At 43.8% G+C, this 17,240-nt stretch carries 16 protein-coding genes; 2 read left to right on the top strand and 14 right to left on the bottom strand.

Translation table 11 applies throughout. The annotated features are described in order from the left end of the window. A complete protein-coding gene (gene thrS / locus GVX98_RS02690) occupies positions 1–1,923 on the bottom strand; it encodes a threonine--tRNA ligase (RefSeq protein ID WP_159127195.1) in 1,923 nt (640 codons plus the stop codon). A 497-nt stretch (positions 1,924–2,420) separates the two neighbouring features. Between thrS and GVX98_RS02685 the strand changes: the two genes are divergently transcribed. After that, entirely contained in the window at positions 2,421–4,064 is a 1,644-nt protein-coding gene (locus tag GVX98_RS02685; protein WP_159127194.1) for an acyl-CoA synthetase, read from the top strand. 78 nt (positions 4,065–4,142) lie between these two features. Here GVX98_RS02685 and yjgA read toward each other — a convergent pair whose 3' ends face one another. From yjgA to mazG, 9 genes are all read right to left on the bottom strand, one after another. Continuing rightward, a complete protein-coding gene (gene yjgA / locus GVX98_RS02680) occupies positions 4,143–4,676 on the bottom strand; it encodes a ribosome biogenesis factor YjgA (protein ID WP_159127193.1) in 534 nt (177 codons plus the stop codon). Positions 4,677–4,678: 2 nt separating this feature from the next. Continuing rightward, the gene (locus tag GVX98_RS02675; RefSeq protein ID WP_010325935.1) at positions 4,679–4,948 is read right to left on the bottom strand and encodes an HPr family phosphocarrier protein; all 270 of its coding nucleotides are present in this window, start codon (positions 4,946–4,948) and stop codon (positions 4,679–4,681) included. Beyond that, positions 4,945–5,796, bottom strand: a complete 852-nt coding sequence (rapZ, locus tag GVX98_RS02670; RefSeq protein ID WP_004692298.1) for an RNase adapter RapZ — start codon at positions 5,794–5,796, stop codon at positions 4,945–4,947. The genes GVX98_RS02675 and rapZ overlap by 4 nt, the downstream gene beginning before the upstream one ends. A gap of 26 nt (positions 5,797–5,822) precedes the next feature. Continuing rightward, positions 5,823–6,665 carry a pantoate--beta-alanine ligase gene (gene panC / locus GVX98_RS02665; RefSeq protein WP_004979164.1) on the bottom strand — a complete coding sequence of 281 codons (843 nt, stop codon included), beginning with the start codon at positions 6,663–6,665 and terminating at the stop codon, positions 5,823–5,825. Between the two features lie 3 nt (positions 6,666–6,668). Continuing rightward, entirely contained in the window at positions 6,669–7,478 is an 810-nt protein-coding gene (gene panB / locus GVX98_RS02660; protein WP_159127192.1) for a 3-methyl-2-oxobutanoate hydroxymethyltransferase, read from the bottom strand. Between the two features lie 36 nt (positions 7,479–7,514). Then, the gene (folK, locus tag GVX98_RS02655) at positions 7,515–8,003 is read right to left on the bottom strand and encodes a 2-amino-4-hydroxy-6-hydroxymethyldihydropteridine diphosphokinase (RefSeq protein WP_159127191.1); all 489 of its coding nucleotides are present in this window, start codon (positions 8,001–8,003) and stop codon (positions 7,515–7,517) included. Further along, the gene (pcnB, locus tag GVX98_RS02650; protein WP_078388725.1) at positions 8,000–9,469 is read right to left on the bottom strand and encodes a polynucleotide adenylyltransferase PcnB; all 1,470 of its coding nucleotides are present in this window, start codon (positions 9,467–9,469) and stop codon (positions 8,000–8,002) included. The genes folK and pcnB overlap by 4 nt, the downstream gene beginning before the upstream one ends. Positions 9,470–9,605: 136 nt before the next feature. Then, complete coding sequence (locus GVX98_RS02645) at positions 9,606–10,004, bottom strand: ComEA family DNA-binding protein (RefSeq protein WP_159127190.1); 399 nt, start codon at positions 10,002–10,004, stop codon at positions 9,606–9,608. Between the two features lie 18 nt (positions 10,005–10,022). Continuing rightward, a complete protein-coding gene (gene mazG, locus GVX98_RS02640) occupies positions 10,023–10,784 on the bottom strand; it encodes a nucleoside triphosphate pyrophosphohydrolase (RefSeq protein WP_004979152.1) in 762 nt (253 codons plus the stop codon). A gap of 117 nt (positions 10,785–10,901) precedes the next feature. On the opposite strand from mazG, the gene GVX98_RS02635 reads away from it, so the two are divergent. After that, entirely contained in the window at positions 10,902–11,669 is a 768-nt protein-coding gene (locus GVX98_RS02635) for an SDR family oxidoreductase (protein ID WP_004692309.1), read from the top strand. 39 nt (positions 11,670–11,708) lie between these two features. On the opposite strand, the gene GVX98_RS02630 is transcribed toward GVX98_RS02635, so the two are convergent. From GVX98_RS02630 to cysM, 4 genes are read right to left on the bottom strand one after another with little or no spacing between them, the layout of a single operon-like run. Continuing rightward, on the bottom strand, positions 11,709–14,015 hold the full coding sequence (locus GVX98_RS02630) for a bifunctional (p)ppGpp synthetase/guanosine-3',5'-bis(diphosphate) 3'-pyrophosphohydrolase (RefSeq protein ID WP_004979149.1): 2,307 nt from the start codon (positions 14,013–14,015) through the stop codon (positions 11,709–11,711). A 33-nt stretch (positions 14,016–14,048) separates the two neighbouring features. After that, complete coding sequence (rlmD, locus tag GVX98_RS02625) at positions 14,049–15,437, bottom strand: 23S rRNA (uracil(1939)-C(5))-methyltransferase RlmD (protein WP_159127189.1); 1,389 nt, start codon at positions 15,435–15,437, stop codon at positions 14,049–14,051. Between the two features lie 6 nt (positions 15,438–15,443). Further along, positions 15,444–16,265, bottom strand: a complete 822-nt coding sequence (locus tag GVX98_RS02620) for a 3'-5' exonuclease (protein WP_159127188.1) — start codon at positions 16,263–16,265, stop codon at positions 15,444–15,446. A 22-nt stretch (positions 16,266–16,287) separates the two neighbouring features. Then, positions 16,288–17,217, bottom strand: coding sequence for a cysteine synthase CysM (cysM, locus tag GVX98_RS02615; RefSeq protein ID WP_159127187.1), 930 nt, complete (start codon positions 17,215–17,217; stop codon positions 16,288–16,290). Positions 17,218–17,240 lie beyond the last annotated feature (23 nt).

The raw sequence follows: 17,240 nt of genomic DNA, 5'->3' as shown, positions 1-17,240 counted from the left end.
TTACTCCACAATGTACCGGCCGCGTTCGGCAACGGCTGCTTTTACTAGGTCAACGAAAGCGTCGATTGACATAGTACCCAAATTTGTTCCTGAGCGGGTACGCACGTTCACTGTACCTTCCTCTACCTCACGGTCCCCAAGTACCAGTAAGTAAGGAATACGCTCTAATGTACGTTCACGAATCTTAAAGCCGATTTTCTCATTTCTCAAGTCTGAAATCGCACGGAGACCGTTTTCTTTAAGTTTAGCGACGACTGACTCACATGCTTCCGCTTGTGAATCGGTAATGTTCATCACACATGCTTGAATTGGTGTTAACCAAGGTGGCATAAAGCCCGCATAGTGTTCGATTAGTATACCAATAAAACGTTCAAAACTGCCAAGTATTGCACGGTGCAACATTACAGGTTGATCACGATCATTGTCTTCAGTGACATATGACGCATCTAAACGTTCTGGCAAATTGAAGTCACATTGGATTGTACCACATTGCCATACACGGCCTAAGCAGTCTTTCAGTGAGAATTCAATTTTCGGACCATAGAATGCACCTTCACCCGGTTGAAGTTCCCACTCCAAACCAGCAGCATCTAAAGCATCTGCTAAAGATTTTTCAGCCATATCCCAAAGTGCATCATCACCCACACGTTTCTCTGGACGTGTAGACAACTTCATTTGCACTTCTTCGAAACCGAAGTCTTTATACACATCTAAAGTCAGTTGAATGAAATCAGCCACTTCTTGACCAATTTGCTCTTTGGTACAGAAAATGTGTGCATCATCTTGAGTAAAGCCACGAACACGCATAATGCCATGCAATGAACCCGATGGTTCGTTACGGTGACACGAACCGAACTCAGCCAAACGAATTGGCAAATCACGGTATGATTTTAAACCTTGGTTGAACACTTGTACGTGACAAGGACAGTTCATCGGTTTAATTGCATAGTTACGGCTTTCTGAATGCGTCGTGAACATACCATCTGCATAGTTTGCAGCATGGCCTGATTTTTCCCAAAGCGTGAAATCAACCACTTGTGGGGTACGAATTTCGAGGTAGCCATTATCTTGTTGTACTTTGCGCATGTATTGTTCAAGTACTTGATAAATGGTCCAACCGTTTGGATGCCAGAACACCATACCTGGTGCTTCTTCTTGCATATGGAATAGGTCTAAAGCTTTACCAATTTTACGGTGGTCACGCTTTTCAGCTTCTTCAATACGTTTAATATATGCAGCTAACTGTTTTTTATCAGCCCAAGCAGTACCATAAATACGTTGTAACTGCTCATTCTTCGCATCACCACGCCAGTAAGCGCCTGACATTTTAGTCAACTTGAATGCTTTTAAAAATTTAGTATTTGGCACGTGTGGACCACGGCACATATCCAAATAATCTTGATGGTAGTACAAGCCCATTTCTGTTTCTTCAGGCATGTCTGCAATCAAGCGTAATTTATAATCTTCACCACGCGCTGTGAATTCTGCAATCACCTCATCACGTGGTGTCATTTTTTTGATGACATCATAGTCTTGATCGATGAGCTTTTTCATGCGCTCTTCAATGGCTACCATGTCTTCTGGTGTAAATGGCTTTGCGGTAAAAATATCGTAATAGAAGCCATCTTCAATGACAGGACCAATCACCATTTTCGCTTCAGGGAACAATTGCTTCACCGCATGTCCCACCAAGTGAGCGCAAGAGTGACGAATGATTTCGACACCTTCTTCGTCTTTAGGCGTAATAATTTGAAGGCTAGCATCTGTGGTAATCAAGTCAGATGCATCGACTAAACGACCATCGACTTTTCCTGCAACTGTATTTTTCGCAAGACCTGGACCGATGCTCAGTGCAACGTCCATCACAGATACAGCTTGATCAAATTGTTTTTGATCGCCATTTGGCAAAGTGATAATTGGCATAAAAAATCCTTAAGGAGTGATGCCCCGTACCATGGAGCATGTCACCGCGAGATTATGATCGAGGTATAACCTCAAAAGATAAAAACGGTGGATAAATAAAATCAGTCGAATTTTACACGTGTTATCCACAGGATTAAACCTTTTCCCCTAGAAAATTCACGTTTCGGCGCATTTTGAATTCATTTGCCAATCCCGCAGCCTCCCTAAAATGGGGGAATTGATGTGCCGCAATCCTCATCGCTACATTTTATAATGACTGTATCGGTCACTTTTTATTGAACAATGTAGCAACACAAGCATATACATATTGCTCATAAAATAGGCTAAAATCGCTTATATCGCACAGAATCCATAGATTCAGTTTAGATAAACTAAACAAAAAAGTTCAATGAATTCATCTAAAAAGCGCAACTCGACTAAAGCATAAATGCAAGATGGCTGAAAAATGCATATCTTTTAAGCAATGGAAAAATAATACTGAATTTGGAGTGATAAACATGGTCAGCGCTTATGACGAACTACCAAGAACCCCCGCAAACTTTGTGGCTTTGTCACCGCTGCGTTATTTAGAACGAGCTGCCTATATTTATCCCCATCAAGATGCCATCATTCATGGTCACCGTCATATTTCATGGCGTGAAACCTATCAACGTTGTCGCCAATTTGCTTCTCAGCTGCAAAAACTGGGGATCACTAAGAATGATACCGTCTCGGTACTATTACCCAACATCCCTGCAATGATCGAAGCACATTTTGCAGTACCCATGACAGGTGCGGTACTAAATACGCTGAATACACGTTTAGATGCAAAAACCATTGCGTTCATGTTGGAACATGCCGAAACCAAAGTCCTTTTGGTCGATCCTGAGTTTGCATCGGTTGCACAAGAAGCTTTGACTTTGGTCAAGCGTGACATTTTTGTGATTGATGTAGATGATGCTGAGTACGAAAACTGTTTTGCAGCTCCGATTGGTCAGATCGAATATGAAGACTGGTTAACCGAAGGCGATGAAAACTTTGAGTGGCATTTACCTCAAGATGAATGGGATGCCATTAGCCTAAATTACACATCGGGAACGACAGGTAACCCAAAAGGGGTGGTGTATCATCACCGCGGGGCTTATATCAATGCAGCCAGTAACATCATTGCTTGTGGCATGACACCACGTGCGACCTACTTGTGGACCCTTCCCCTGTTTCACTGTAACGGCTGGTGCTTTGCATGGACTATGGCAGCCAATGGGGGCACCAACATCTGTTTACGTAAAATTGACCCTGAACTCATTTTTAAACTCATCACTGAACACAAAGTCGATTATTTCTGCGGTGCGCCGATTGTGTTATCAATGCTGATCAATACCCCTGAAGAACAACGGGTTCACTTTGAACACCGCGTCGAAGTAATGGTGGCAGGTGCTGCGCCCCCTGCTGCAATTATTGAGGGCATGCGTCATATTGGCATCAATGTCACCCATGTCTATGGCCTCACTGAAACCTATGGCCCTTCTGCGCTTTGTGCCTCTCAAGCAGGTTGGTCAGACTTATCGATTCAAGAACAAGCGCAGCTGCACTCACGCCAAGGTGTACCGTACCCTCTGCAAGATGGCATGAAAGTCCTTGATCCAGACACCATGCAACCTGTCCCACATGACGGTCAGACCATGGGCGAAATTATGTTCCGTGGCAACATTGTGATGAAAGGCTATCTCAAAAACCCTGAAGCGACCGCAGAAGCCTTTGCAGATGGTTGGTTTCATACAGGCGATCTTGCAGTCTGCCAACCCGATGGCTATGCCAAAATTACTGACCGCTCTAAAGATGTGATCATTTCTGGAGGTGAGAATATCTCATCACTAGAAGTTGAAGAAATTCTCTATCAACATCCTGCTATTTTAACGGCTGCGGTGGTCGCGAAGCCCGATCCTCGCTGGCAAGAAGTGCCCTGTGCATTTATTGAACTCAAAGCAGGTAAAGAAACCACACCTGAGGAAATCATTGAATTCTGTAAGCAACATCTGGCACGTTTTAAAGTTCCCAAAGATGTGGTGATTACTGAAATTCCAAAAACGTCGACAGGCAAGTTACAGAAATTTGTCCTGCGCGATTGGGCCAAAGAGCGTGCAACTGGCGAGTTTAGCTAAACATTCAGCAAATCGTACAAGCAAAAATCCTCACATAAAAAAGCGACCGTTAAGGTCGCTTTTTTATGTCTAAATGGCTTAATTATCTGAAATTAAAGCCACTTGCTGAATGTAGTTAAACAACTTCAAACGCGAAGCTTTAAGTTGTTCTTCATCAGCCTGCTGTTTCACATCACGGTGAATACGCAATACATGCTGACGAATGGTATGACGTTCCGCGGCATTATAGGTTTTGGAAAACTCATTAATGACCACATCACCATCTTTGATCATACGATCAACCCAACGCTGCAATTGAGCGGTTTTTTTCGCGCCTTGTTGCGGTGTCAAATAAGACAAAATCACCGTTTCATCTTCATTACGCAACAACTTACCAATACGTAAAAATTGGCGACGACGAGCTTCATTTGATGTAATTAGTTTTACATCCAAAAGAGCTTCAATCAAACGCTCTTCAACAGGTAAGTTTTGAATTTGTTTAGTGTTCAACTCTGCAAGTTGAGAACCCAAAGATGCCATACGTTGTACGGCTTTTTTCTGTTCAGTTTTACTTGCACGTCCTTCTAAAGATTCAAAGTCTTCTTCAGTAAAACTATGCGGTCGACGTGCCACGATTAATCTGCCTCGTAAAATTTTGCTGCAAATAGTGCCTGAATCTCAGATAAAGCTTGTTCTTCATCTGCGCCTTCAAGCACCAAGCGTAAAGTGGTGCCCTTTCCTGCGCCTAGCATCAGGAGGGACATAATATTTTTGGCATCCACCAATTTGTCTCCTTTTCCAATTTGGATTGAAGAACGGAATTTGGTGGTCACTTCAATGAGCTTGCCAGATGCACGCGCATGTAACCCTAGTTTATTAATTACGTCAACAGTTGTGTCAATCATGCCCAGTGCTTCATTTCTCGATGGAGGACCTGAATAGACCATTTTGCCTCAAGGGCTTTTTTTAGTCTATCCACAATATATACAGAGCGATGCTGCCCACCCGTACAACCAATTGACACGGTCATATAGTGACGATGCCCTTCAGCAAAAGCTGGTAACCATTTATCTAAAAACTTATAAATATCTTGGAACATTTCGTGCGTTTGCTCACTTTGTTCCAAAAATTTTTGCACAGGGGCATCCAGTCCTGAATACTTCCGCAGTTCTAAATCCCAATGAGGATTGGGTAAATGTCGAACATCAAACACATAGTCAGCATCTAACGGAATGCCATGTTTAAAGCCGAAAGACTGCAAAATCAAAATCAGGTTATCTGACTGCCCCAACTTTGACAGTAAGGTATGCTTTAAATCGTGCACACTTTTATCGGTGGTATCAATATGCACGGTTGAGCGCAAATTAATCGGCAATAAAAGGGTTTTTTCTTCTTGAATACACTGGTTCAAACTTTGAAAGCGTGTCGCCAACGGATGCGGACGACGTGAAGCACTAAAGCGCGCAATCAGCTCTTGGTCACGCGTGGTCAAATAAATAATATCGACCGTACCATGCCTTTGCAATTGTTCAAACACCAAGTCAAACTCTTGCAAATCTGCACGTGTACTGCGTACATCCACACCAAGCGCCAACTGCTCAAGATTATTTTCCCGATCTAGCTTAGCCACAATCTCTGGGAGTAGGGCCAAAGGCAAATTATCAATACAGTAATAACCGAGGTCTTCCAATACTTGTAATGCAGAGGATTTACCCGAACCAGACTGTCCTGTAACAATTAAAATGCGCTTCATCTTAATCCTTTGAGAGGTGAGCTTGCCTAAATATGTTTCACTTTCAAGTTATCAATTAAACGAGTTGCCCCGAGTTTTGCCGCAACAAAAAGCACCACATCTTGGTCAAACGCATCCAATTTCTGCAATGCAGGTGTGCGTGCTTCCACATAATCCACAACAAAACCAGCCTGTGTCAATGTCGCCTTTATATTTGCTAACACATCAGCTAAAGCGGTACCAGTTTGTAGCGACTGTTCTGCCGCTTTTAAGCTTTGATAAATGGTCGGTGCCTTTTGACGGTTTTCTTCGCTTAAATAACCATTACGGGAACTTAAAGCCAAACCATCTTCAGCACGTGCAATTGCCACACCCATCACTTCAAGCGGCATATTCAAATCGCGAACAAACTGACGAATCACAGCCAACTGTTGATAGTCTTTTTCACCAAAGAAAGCAAAATTAGGTTGCACAATATTGAACAATTTCGTCACCACAACGGCGACACCATCAAAATGACCTGGGCGTTGTAGACCACACAAATCATTGGTGATATCTGAAACAGTAATATTGGTTAAACGTGGACTGTTGCCATACATTTGCTCAACCGATGGTGCAAACACGATGTCACAACCAACCTCGGCCAACAAGCGCTGATCTTGCTCCAAGGTGCGTGGGTAACTGTCAAAATCTTCATTTGGTCCAAATTGAATAGGATTCACAAAAATGCTGACTACAACCACATCACAGAGTTTTTTCGCTTCGCGCACAAGGTTCAAATGCCCCTGATGCAAGTTCCCCATGGTCGGGACGAAACCAATACTTTTTCGAGCCGTTCGCGCAGGGTTCAATGATGCTGATAGGCCTTGGATCGTGGTTTCAGTTTTCATGTTTTACAGCTCGACTTGGAATGTTTGTTCTTTCGCAGGGAATGAGCTATCTAGCACCGCTGCATGGTATGCCTTGAACGCATCCAAAATCGCCGTTTCCCCTGCTTGTTCTTTCATAAAGTTACGCACAAATTTTGCAACACGACCAAAAGTCAGTCCAAGCATGTCTTGTACCACCAAGACTTGACCATCGGTATCCACACCTGCACCAATGCCAATCACAGGGACATGTGGGAACAATTCACTAATTTCTTTGCCTAATTGTGCAGGCACACATTCTAATAATAATAAAGCAGCACCGGCTTCAACCACCGCTTTACAATCGGCAATCAATTGATCCGCAGCTTCACGGGTACGTGCTTGTAATTTATAACCACCAAACACATGGACAGATTGCGGGGTTAAACCCAAGTGTACACATACAGGAATACCATTTCGGGTCAAAACCTGAACCGTTTCAGCCAGCCATGCACCACCTTCCACTTTGACCATTTGTGCACCCGCTTGCATTACCGCTTTTGAGCTTTGTAAAGCATCATTTAGGGTGGCATAGCTCATGAACGGCAGGTCAGTCATAATCAAAGCATGCTGGTTGCCCCGACGTACAGCAGTGGTATGGTAAACCATATCTTCAACCGTAACAGGCAAAGTGGAGTCACGACCTTGAATCGCCATACCTAGTGAATCACCAATTAAAATCGTATCAATTTCAGCAAGTTCCATTGCCTTTGCCATGCTCGCATCATAGCAAGTCAGGCAGGAAAATTTGCGACCTTCTGCTTTAAATTTTCTTAAGTCATTTAAACTAATCATCAAACCATTCCTTTCAACATCTTTAGCTCGGCTAAATTAAATCTTTGCCCAATTACCTGCATCCAGCACGCTCAACGTAGGTTGTTGTACAGCAGGCAACTGTTTCAACGCAATACCATCAATGTGTAAATCTGGGTCTAAATCCAGCAATGGAATCAACACAAAATCACGTTCCATTACACCAACATGAGGCACAACTAAACGTTCATGCTGAATTTTTTCTTGTGCGTAGATCAGTAAATCTAAATCTAAACTGCGCTCACCCCAACGGCGTAAACGTACACGTCCCGATTCTTGCTCAAAACGTTGCAGCTCATCCAGCAAAGCCAACGGCGCCAAGTTTGTGCTGAGTTGCACCACGGCATTTAAATAATTAGGCTGGTCTTGTGGTCCCATCGGTGGGCTTTGATACAGCTTGGAGGTTTTTACATCTCCTAGACTGGCCAACTTGTGCACCGCTTCAGTCAAAATCACTTTAGAATCGCCTAAGTTACTACCTAGACCAATGTACGTGACGATGCTCATTGTGTCGGTCCAAAAATCACGCTGCTTAAATCACGCTGAACACGTTTACGTTTTAAAATTGGATGATCTGCACTAATCTCGGTTGAGCTGTGACCTGTTCCCTTACCAGTCTGGGTACGAGCTTCAGCGTGTTGCTTCGGTTTACGTGCACGACGACTACGCGATTCTTGCTCTTGCACCAGAGGCTCAATTTCATGACTTACCGTTTTGGCAATCGCCGCTTCTTCAGCACTTGCTTTACCACTGCGACGTGATTTTGCACGTTGGCGGTTATATTGGCTGATGGCACGTTCTTTTTCATCGGTGCTCATCAACTGATAGGCATCCCACCACTGTCCCATGCCGAGCGTACCCTCATCACCGGATTTTTCGCGAAGCAACAAGAAGTCAAAGCCTGCACGGAAACGTGCATGGCTAGATAAGGCTTGAATTTGCTGTGCTTTCGGGTTGAGTAGTCGAGTTTGCATTTCCCACACTTCACGAATGAAGGTTTCGGCAAAGCGCGGAATAATAGTCCGCGTGGCTTGGCGTTTTAATACATCAAGTCCCGCTTGTGCACGAGCTTCAGCCGCAACCATACCTTTACTGCTATAAAACTCACAACGCTCTAAGAACGGCTGCCATAACAACACCGCATAGAAAAATGCAGGGTTGATGGTTTTGCCCACTTGAATACGCTGATCGGTATTTTTAGCGGCACGTTCAATAAATGGGGTGATATTCGGTTGGATATCTGCAAATAACTGCTTCCAAATGCCGAAATCGATCAACATTGGCAACACACGATTTAAATGTCCCATCGTGAACAACTTCTGAGATTCATCATATAAACGGTGCGGCGAAACATCACGCAGTAACTGCGTCATTTCCAAGGTGAAAACGTCGAGAATTTGCTGATCGATTGAGAAACCTAATTTTGCAGCAAAACGCAAAGTCCGTAGCATTCGCACAGGATCTTCTTCAAAACGCGTTTGTGCATCGCCCAGTAGACGTAAGGTTTTATTTTTAATGTCATCCACAGCATGACAGAAATCTAAGACAACGCCCTTGCGTGGCTGATAGTACATTGCATTAATTGAAAAATCGCGACGGGCAAAGTCTTGCTCAATCGTGCCCCAATTGTTATCACGCAAAATCATGCCTTGCGCAGAGGTGACTTCTTTCTTCGGCGGTGCACGGAAAGTTGCCACTTCAACCAACTCACGACCTGAATAGACGTGAGCCAGCTCAAAACGGCGCCCAATAATACGGCAACGTCGTCCGAAAACTTCTTTTACCTGTGACGGTGTTGCATTGGTCACTGCATCAAAATCTTTGGGATTTAGGCCAAGCATCATGTCGCGGACACCGCCACCGACGATATACGCTTCATAGCCTGCCTTAGTTAATGCATCGATCACATCTAAAATGTAAGAAGGTAATTGAGCGGTTGATAAACCACATTTTGACGCGCGCAAAGTTTGCAAAAGCCGCTGTCTCCTACGCCTAAACGTAAAATTCTAAGATGACGCTAATCATATATCTAACACAATCAAAGGGCAATTTGATTATCGAAAGCAAAGCAGGATTCTGATCAATTCACCAATAAATGACACCGCTTTTTCACAAGCCCAAACGGGTTTTATTTTTTGCAAAAATTGCCGGTCCAATCCCGCGCACCTGTTGTAGCTCATCTATACTCTTAAATGGCCCTTGTTTCTGGCGATAGGCCACAATTGCCTGTGCCTTTTTTAGACCCACACCCTGAAGTTGCTGTAATTGATCAACACTGGCTTGATTTAAACTAATTTTATTTGTGCTCGACACAGGTTGAGCCTGAAGAGGAGACACAGCACGTTTCACGCTTTTAGGAGCTTGAATACGATCATCCCACGCCTGCTGCTCTGCTTTCCAGTTCAGGTAGTTCTGATCAAAAGACTGCGCATAACCACTGGGTATCCAAGCCAGTAAACTCAGTAACAACAACGCAATGATCAAGAAACTTACTTTTATTTTTATCAATTCAAGCCACCATTTTTATTATTTCAGTTGTAATTTGGCTTGCTCCCACAGTTGATCCATTTCTTCTAAGGACATCTGCTCAATCTTTTTTTGTTGTTGCAAAGCTTGATCTTCAATGAAAGCAAAACGAGTACGAAATTTATGAATCGTACTCAAAAGCGACATTTCGCTTGAGACGCCCAGTTTACGTCCAACATTGATCATTGAAAATAAACAATCGCCAAATTCATCTGCTATTTCATCGGAATTTTGCTGTTGAACCGCATCTTTCAGTTCAGCTAATTCTTCTTCAAGCTTGGTATAAGCACCGGCTACATCAGGAAAGTCAAAACCGATTTGTGCTGCATTTTTTTGAATCTGTTCCGCTTGTTGTAAGGCTGGACCATGTTTGATGCTGTCTAATCGTGACTGTGCCTTACCTTGTTTTTCCTGTTGTTTAATTTGCTTCCAAAGCTCGCCCACATCTTCGGCAGACAAAGCTGAAAACTGCTGTGCTTGAAAAACATGGGGATGACGACGAACCAGTTTTTCTGTGATGGCATGGACCACATCTTGAAAATTAAAAGCCCCTTGCTCGGCATACATCTGTGACTGGAACACCACCTGTAGCAGTAAATCACCCAACTCATCGCGCACCTCATCAGCTTTACCTGAACGCACAGCGGCTTCAACTTCATAAGCCTCTTCAATGGCATAGCGGGTTAAGCTTTCTGGGGTTTGTTGTTGATCCCATGGACATTTTTCACGTAATTCACGCATCACGTTCAGCAATTGTTCCATGTTTATCTCTCTTCAAAAATCATATTGATAAAATTACATTATGACGGCATTCATTTGTTATGCTCAATCCAATCACAACAATAACATCAAGAAAAAAAGCAACAAGGAGCCATTTCAATGCGCAGTATTTTGATTAGCGGTGCAGCCCAAGGTATTGGTGCGGCCATCGCCCGTTTATTTTATGCACATCATTATAAAGTGGGAATTTACGACATCAATAGCGCTCAAGCCCAACAGTTGGCAGCTAGCCTCGGCCCAAATGCCAAAGCAGGACAACTCGATGTTTCCAACTATCAAGACTGGCAAACGGCTTTAGCCGAGTTTGTCGCATGGGCGGGCGAGCTCAATATCTTGGTCAATAATGCAGGAATTCTATTCTCAGGGCCTTTTGAACGAACAGAGATCAGCGCACATCACAAAACTATCTCGATCAATGTCAATGGTGTACTGAATGGCTGTCATGCTGCATTGCCCTACCTCAAACAAGCGAATTTTTCCCGCATCATCAATCTTTCTTCAGCTTCAGCCATCTATGGTCAAGCCGATTTAGTCTCGTACTCGGCCAGTAAGTTTGCGGTACGCGGCATCACCGAAGGCTTAGATACCGAATGGCAAAAATATGGCATTCGCGTATTAGATGTCATGCCGTTATTTGTACAAACTGCCATGGTGCAAGATATGCAAGCGAAGAGTATTCAAAACATGGGAGTACACTTAACTGCAGAAGATGTAGCGCACCACGTTTTTCAACGTGCTGTTGCAAAAGATACGGCACTCACTGCAACCCATCAAGCCTTGGGTGCCAAAGCCAAGCTTTTATTTCAACTGAGTAAAATCAGTCCTCAATTTCTCAATCGCCTGACCAATTTGTACCTTTCCAAATAAAAAGAGCCTGCAATTGCAGGCTCTTTCTTTTCAATTCGCTTAGTTACCTTGCACCAAACGACGCGCACTAATAATGCCTGGTTGTTGCTCTAACCGCGCCAACAGTTTTGATAATTGTGATAAACCTTTAACTTCAATCAACAATTTCATATTGGCAATACCGTCTGCTTCAGAGATGGTGTTGACCTGACGAATATTGATTTGATCGGAGAAAATCACTTGGGTCAAATCTTTAAGCAAACCACGGCGATCATAAGCTTCCACCACAATTTGTACACTCTGACCACGCGTTGGCTGCATTTCCCAATCGGCTTCTACTGCACGCTCCGGTTCATTTTGAATCATGCGTAAGTAGTCAGGACACGCCACTTTGTGAATACTCACCCCACGGTTCAAGGTGATATAACCCGCAATTGACTCACCATGCACAGGCTGACAACACTGCGCCACATGCAGCTCAACGTTATCTAAACCATCAATCAGAATGCCATGCGCTGACAAGGTATGACTAGCACGTGGATTCAAAGTTGGCTTCAGCACCAGTTCAGGTTCGTCCTGATCCAAATGCATATGGCGGTTCACCTGATTGATCAAGGCATGCAGACTAATGTCACCATTGACCAGTGCAATCAGAATATCTTCACCTGCTTTGACATTAAAATGATTGCAGTAATCATTCAAATCAATACTTTTTGGATGGATTGCTAAACGTGAAAGCTCTTTGTTGAGCAGGTCACGGCCCACTTCCAAGTTTTTGCTGCGGTCTTGTTGTCTAAACCAATGGCGCAGCTTGTCACGCGCACGTGCCGTCTTGATATAACCTAAAGAGTTCACCAACCAATCACGGTTTGGCTCACGGTCTTTCTTGGTTAAAATCTCAACTTGCTCACCCGTTTTTAAGGTATAAGTCAGCGGAACATAACGCTGATTCACCCGCGCGGCATAACACTTGTTACCAACTTGAGTATGCACATGATAAGCAAAGTCGAGTACGGTCGAACCACGTGGGAGCTCTTTAATATCGCCATCACGGCTAAATACATAAATCTTTTCAAAGTCTTCAAAATCTTGAATTTGCTCAAAATTTTCAGAGTCCTCATCCGACTTATGTACATTCGCATCATTGCGCTCTTGATAGTGTTCAAGTACTGCACGCAATGAATGTAAACGATGGTTAAAAGAGCGATCGGTATTCTTACCGCCTTCTTTATAGTTAAAGTGCGAACACACCCCGAGCTCTGCTTCTTCATGCATGCTCTTGGTACGAATCTGAACTTCAAGTGACTTGTTTTCCGCAATCACAGCCGTATGCAGTGAGCGGTAACCATTGGCTTTCGGATTGGTAATATAGTCATCAAACTGATGCGGAATATGCCGCCAAATTTGATGCACAATCCCCAACGAGTGATAGCACTCAGGTACGGTTTTAACCAAGACTCGAACGGCACGAATGTCATACAGCTGATCGAAGCTCAGGTTCTTACTTTTCATTTTTCGATAAATCGAATAAATGTGTTTTACCCTGCCGCTAATTTCAGCTTCAATGCCATGCTCGTTCAAAGATGCACGCAATGTATCAATCACAAACTGAATATATTGCTCACGCTCCAGTCGCTTTTCATTCAGCAGCGTCGCAATTTCTTTATAGCGATCGGGTGCTAAATAGCGAAAGGCTAAATCTTCCAGTTCCCACTTTAACTGCGCAATCCCTAAACGGTGTGCCAGAGGTGAGTAAATGGTTAAGATTTCTCGTGCTACACGCTCTTGACGTTCTTTAGATGAAGTCGCCAATTCACGCAGTGCATAAGTTCGCTCAGCCAATTTGATCAATACAACGCGCACGTCTTCCGTCACCGAAATCAACATTTTATAAATGCCGTTTAAGTGCTCGCGCTGATTGTTATTAAAGTGATCTTCGAGGCGTTTATTCTGCTCAATGAGGTCAGACAACTTACCCATAGCCAAAGTGCCTTTGACCAGTGCATGCACTTGTTCGCCAAAATGCTCTTGTACTTCCGCCAATGGAATCACGCCTTCGCGTACACCACGATAGAGCATCGCAGCAGCCAAGGTGTCTTCATCGACATGTAAATGGGCCAGAATATCCGCCATTTCAATACCGGTATAAAAGGTATTGGAACGATGATTAACCGTGGTTTCTAACTCTTTTTGTAAAGTCAAATTGGCAACTTCTTCGAGTTGCTCAAGCTTCGCATCATCTAATATGCTTCGAACACGATCTAACCATTCAGCCAAATCATGTTGAGCTTGTTCGGCATGCTCTACAGTCGCCTCCTGAGACAACTCATTGAGTCGCCCAGGTAGTTGCTCACGTACTGTGACCATACCCTTCTCCTACACTTTTACGCTTCATATTCTTTAATCGTTTATCTCATTATCTTTTTCAAACAATGCTATCGACTCAACATGACCTGTGTGGGTAAACATGTCCATCACACCGGCTTTGACTAATCGATAACCCTGCTGTACCAACAGCCCCGCATCCCTTGCGAGTGTCGCTGGATTACACGACACGTAAACGATTCTTTTTGCACCAAAGTTAGGCATATAATGCATTATTTCCTCTGCACCTGCACGTGGAGGATCTATCAATAATGCATCAAATCCTTGATTTGCCCAAGAATGATGCGAGAAATCTTTTGTTAAATCTTGTGAAAAGAACTTCAACTGGTCAAGAGCATTACGTTCCGCATTTTCTGCACCACGTTGAACCATTTCTTCACTGCCTTCAACACCAACCACTTGTCCTGTTTCACCCACGCATCGAGCCAAAGGCAAAGAGAAATTTCCTAGACCACAGAACAAATCGAGAACACGTTCTCCTTGTTTTAAATCTAGCAAGTCACATGCCAATTTCACCATTTGCGAGTTAATGGTTGAGTTTACTTGAGTAAAGTCGTGTGGGTTAAATCCAAATGCCACATCAAAATCATTTAAACGATAATGTAAACGCATCTCTGCATGTTCATCATCCATACGCTTTAGACTGTCTGGGCCTGCAGCTTGTAAATACAACTGCCACCCTCTGTCTAACGCAAATTGTTTTAATCGGTTGACATCCTCTGTGTTTAATTTTTCAGTATGTCGCACCGTGAGGGCGATGTCACAATCCCCCATGGCCAATTCTATATGACCAATGGCCGCTTTGGCTGTTAGACTTTGGAGTAACTGCTTCAAGCGTGTGATTGAACCAAACGCTTGATCTAACACCATACAACGATCAATTGAAGTCAGTTTATTGGTTTGACGCTCTCGGAAACCCACGACCAATTGGTCTTTATGTGGCAAATAACGCACCCCAATGCGTGCTTTACGACGGTAGTCTTCACGTAAAGAGCGCAAAGGCGGCAACCATTGTTCAGGTTGAATCCCCGCAAAATGCTGCAAATGCGATTTAAGCACATCTTGCTTTAAACGAATTTGCTCATCGGGATGAATATGCTGCATATTACAGCCACCACAGCTTTTAAAATGCGGACACTTCGGCTCAACCCGAAAAGCAGAGGCTTCACTGAGGAGTTGAACAGCATCGGCTTCCTCTAAACGCTTTACCGCATGGGTAATCTGCGCTTTGACCGTTTCACCCGGCAATGCATAGCTAATAAAGACTTTTTTACCCTGCTTCTCTGCAGGATGGTCTGGATGCGAACCATAGTGCGCAATGCCGCGTCCTTCATGCGAAAGTGACTCAACCTGAAAAATATAACTGGGTTTTTGAGTTGGACGAGGTTTGGCTCTATGTTTCATGTGTACCTAAAGATGGGAAGGGGAAAAATCGGCAGCGGTAAAGGCCGTCTGCTGTGAGGTCTCACGCCACACCGACAAAAAGTCTTGATGCTGCGGTTGAGCCTGTAAAAACTGGATGGTTTGATCGATAAAATGACGGTGGTCTTGAGCGAGCAATTGCCCTTTGAGCAAGAGCCAACGCAAATACACCAACCATGTATTTAGCACATCACCTTCACAATAACTGGTGAGTTTGAGCCATTCCTGAGCCCGAACATATTCAGGTACATGATAAGCCCCATCGCCTCGTTTACCGGGATACCCCAATAAATGAGCAACATCATCCAGCTTTTGGAAATGACGTCCATTAAACATTGCCATCACATCCATCAGATCGATGTGACGCTGATGATAACGGTTCTGATAGTTATTATAGCGCTTTTGTGTGTCAATTTCGCCCTGATCGAACAAAGCAGGTGCAGTTAAACCATGATACATAGCGCGAAGCATGATTACAGGTAAGTCAAACTGAGCACCATTCCAACTCACTAAAGTCGGTAAACGCTTATCAAATATAGATAAAAACTTACTGAGAATTTCTGCTTCAGAATAGTGTTCGCGGCTAAAAGAAAAGAGTTTCATCTGGCCTTGGTCATCCAGCCACAAGCCTGAAATACACACAATTTCATGCAATGCCAAACGCTGAAAATCCATGCCTGACTCTTGACGACGCAATTTGGTCAGGGCCGCCTCCAAATCTGCTTCAGGCAAATCTAAACCATATAAATGCGCCCCCGATCTCAAATCAGTCATTGTTTCAATATCAAAGGTGAGAACAGGTAAACGCATAGCAGGACTCTCTTTTATTGTTTTATTCAGGATCGACCACAGAGAAAAGACCCGTCGATAAATAACGGTCACTACGGTCACAAATAATGCACGCAATGACAGCATCTGGATTTTCTTCAGCAATTTTAATTGATGCCCACACCGCACCACCTGAAGAAGTTCCTGCGCTAATCCCTTCTTTTTGCGCCAATTTACGCATGGTTTTTTCCGCTTCAATTTGCGGAATATCAATAATCTGATCAATCCGACTGCGGTCAAAAATGGTTGGTAAATATTCTTCAGGCCAACGGCGAATCCCAGCAATACTTGAACCATCTGATGGCTGTAAACCAATAATTTGAATATCGGGGTTCATCTCTTTAAGATATTTAGAAACTCCCATAATGGTGCCTGTAGTGCCCATTGAGCTCACAAAGTGAGTGATTTTGCCACCCGTTTGCTGCCAAAGTTCAGGCCCAGTCGTTAAATAATGTGCTTCAACATTATCAGGATTACCAAACTGGTTGAGTACATGCCCTTTGCCTTCTTCTTGCATTTGCAAAGCCAAATCACGTGCACCTTCCATGCCCTGTTCTTTGGTCACTTCAATCAGTTGCGCGCCATAAGCACGCATGGCATCTTTACGTTCTTGGCTCATGTTGTTGGGCATAATCAGTTTCATCTGATAGCCACGCATCGCAGCAACCATCGCCAATGCAATGCCAGTATTTCCACTGGTCGCCTCAATCAAGGTATCGCCCGGCTGGATTTGCCCTCGCTTTTCCGCTTGCATAATCATGTTATACGCGGGACGGTCTTTGACAGAACCTGCTGGGTTGTTACCTTCTAACTTTGCCAATACTGTTGCTTGAGTGTGACTTGCCAGACGCTGTAAACGCACCAGTGGAGTTTTTCCAACATAGTGATCTAACAAAAATTCGTCTGCTTGAAAATCAGTGGATATAGTACTCATTCTTTTTACCTTGATCGAGGTGC

It is taken from the genome of Acinetobacter sp. 8I-beige, from assembly GCF_902505955.1.
In the GTDB taxonomy this organism is placed as follows: Bacteria; Pseudomonadota; Gammaproteobacteria; order Pseudomonadales; family Moraxellaceae; genus Acinetobacter; species Acinetobacter johnsonii.
This window is presented reverse-complemented; position numbering and strand designations above follow the sequence as displayed.

Excerpts from the sequence above, each read along its gene's own strand:
- panB (WP_159127192.1), bottom strand. The coding sequence starts at position 7,478 with ATGATTAGTTTAAATGACTTAAGAAAATTTAAAGCAGAAGGTCGCAAA.
- GVX98_RS02620 (WP_159127188.1), bottom strand. The coding sequence starts at position 16,265 with ATGCGTTTACCTGTTCTCACCTTTGATATTGAAACAATGACTGATTTG.
- cysM (WP_159127187.1), bottom strand. The coding sequence starts at position 17,217 with ATGAGTACTATATCCACTGATTTTCAAGCAGACGAATTTTTGTTAGAT.
- rapZ (WP_004692298.1), bottom strand. The coding sequence starts at position 5,796 with ATGAAGCGCATTTTAATTGTTACAGGACAGTCTGGTTCGGGTAAATCC.
- GVX98_RS02675 (WP_010325935.1), bottom strand. The coding sequence starts at position 4,948 with ATGATTGACACAACTGTTGACGTAATTAATAAACTAGGGTTACATGCG.
- GVX98_RS02635 (WP_004692309.1), top strand. The coding sequence starts at position 10,902 with ATGCGCAGTATTTTGATTAGCGGTGCAGCCCAAGGTATTGGTGCGGCC.
- folK (WP_159127191.1), bottom strand. The coding sequence starts at position 8,003 with ATGAGCATCGTCACGTACATTGGTCTAGGTAGTAACTTAGGCGATTCT.
- mazG (WP_004979152.1), bottom strand. The coding sequence starts at position 10,784 with ATGGAACAATTGCTGAACGTGATGCGTGAATTACGTGAAAAATGTCCA.
- GVX98_RS02685 (WP_159127194.1), top strand. The coding sequence starts at position 2,421 with ATGGTCAGCGCTTATGACGAACTACCAAGAACCCCCGCAAACTTTGTG.
- panC (WP_004979164.1), bottom strand. The coding sequence starts at position 6,665 with ATGAAAACTGAAACCACGATCCAAGGCCTATCAGCATCATTGAACCCT.
- rlmD (WP_159127189.1), bottom strand. The coding sequence starts at position 15,437 with ATGAAACATAGAGCCAAACCTCGTCCAACTCAAAAACCCAGTTATATT.
- thrS (WP_159127195.1), bottom strand. The coding sequence starts at position 1,923 with ATGCCAATTATCACTTTGCCAAATGGCGATCAAAAACAATTTGATCAA.
- GVX98_RS02630 (WP_004979149.1), bottom strand. The coding sequence starts at position 14,015 with ATGGTCACAGTACGTGAGCAACTACCTGGGCGACTCAATGAGTTGTCT.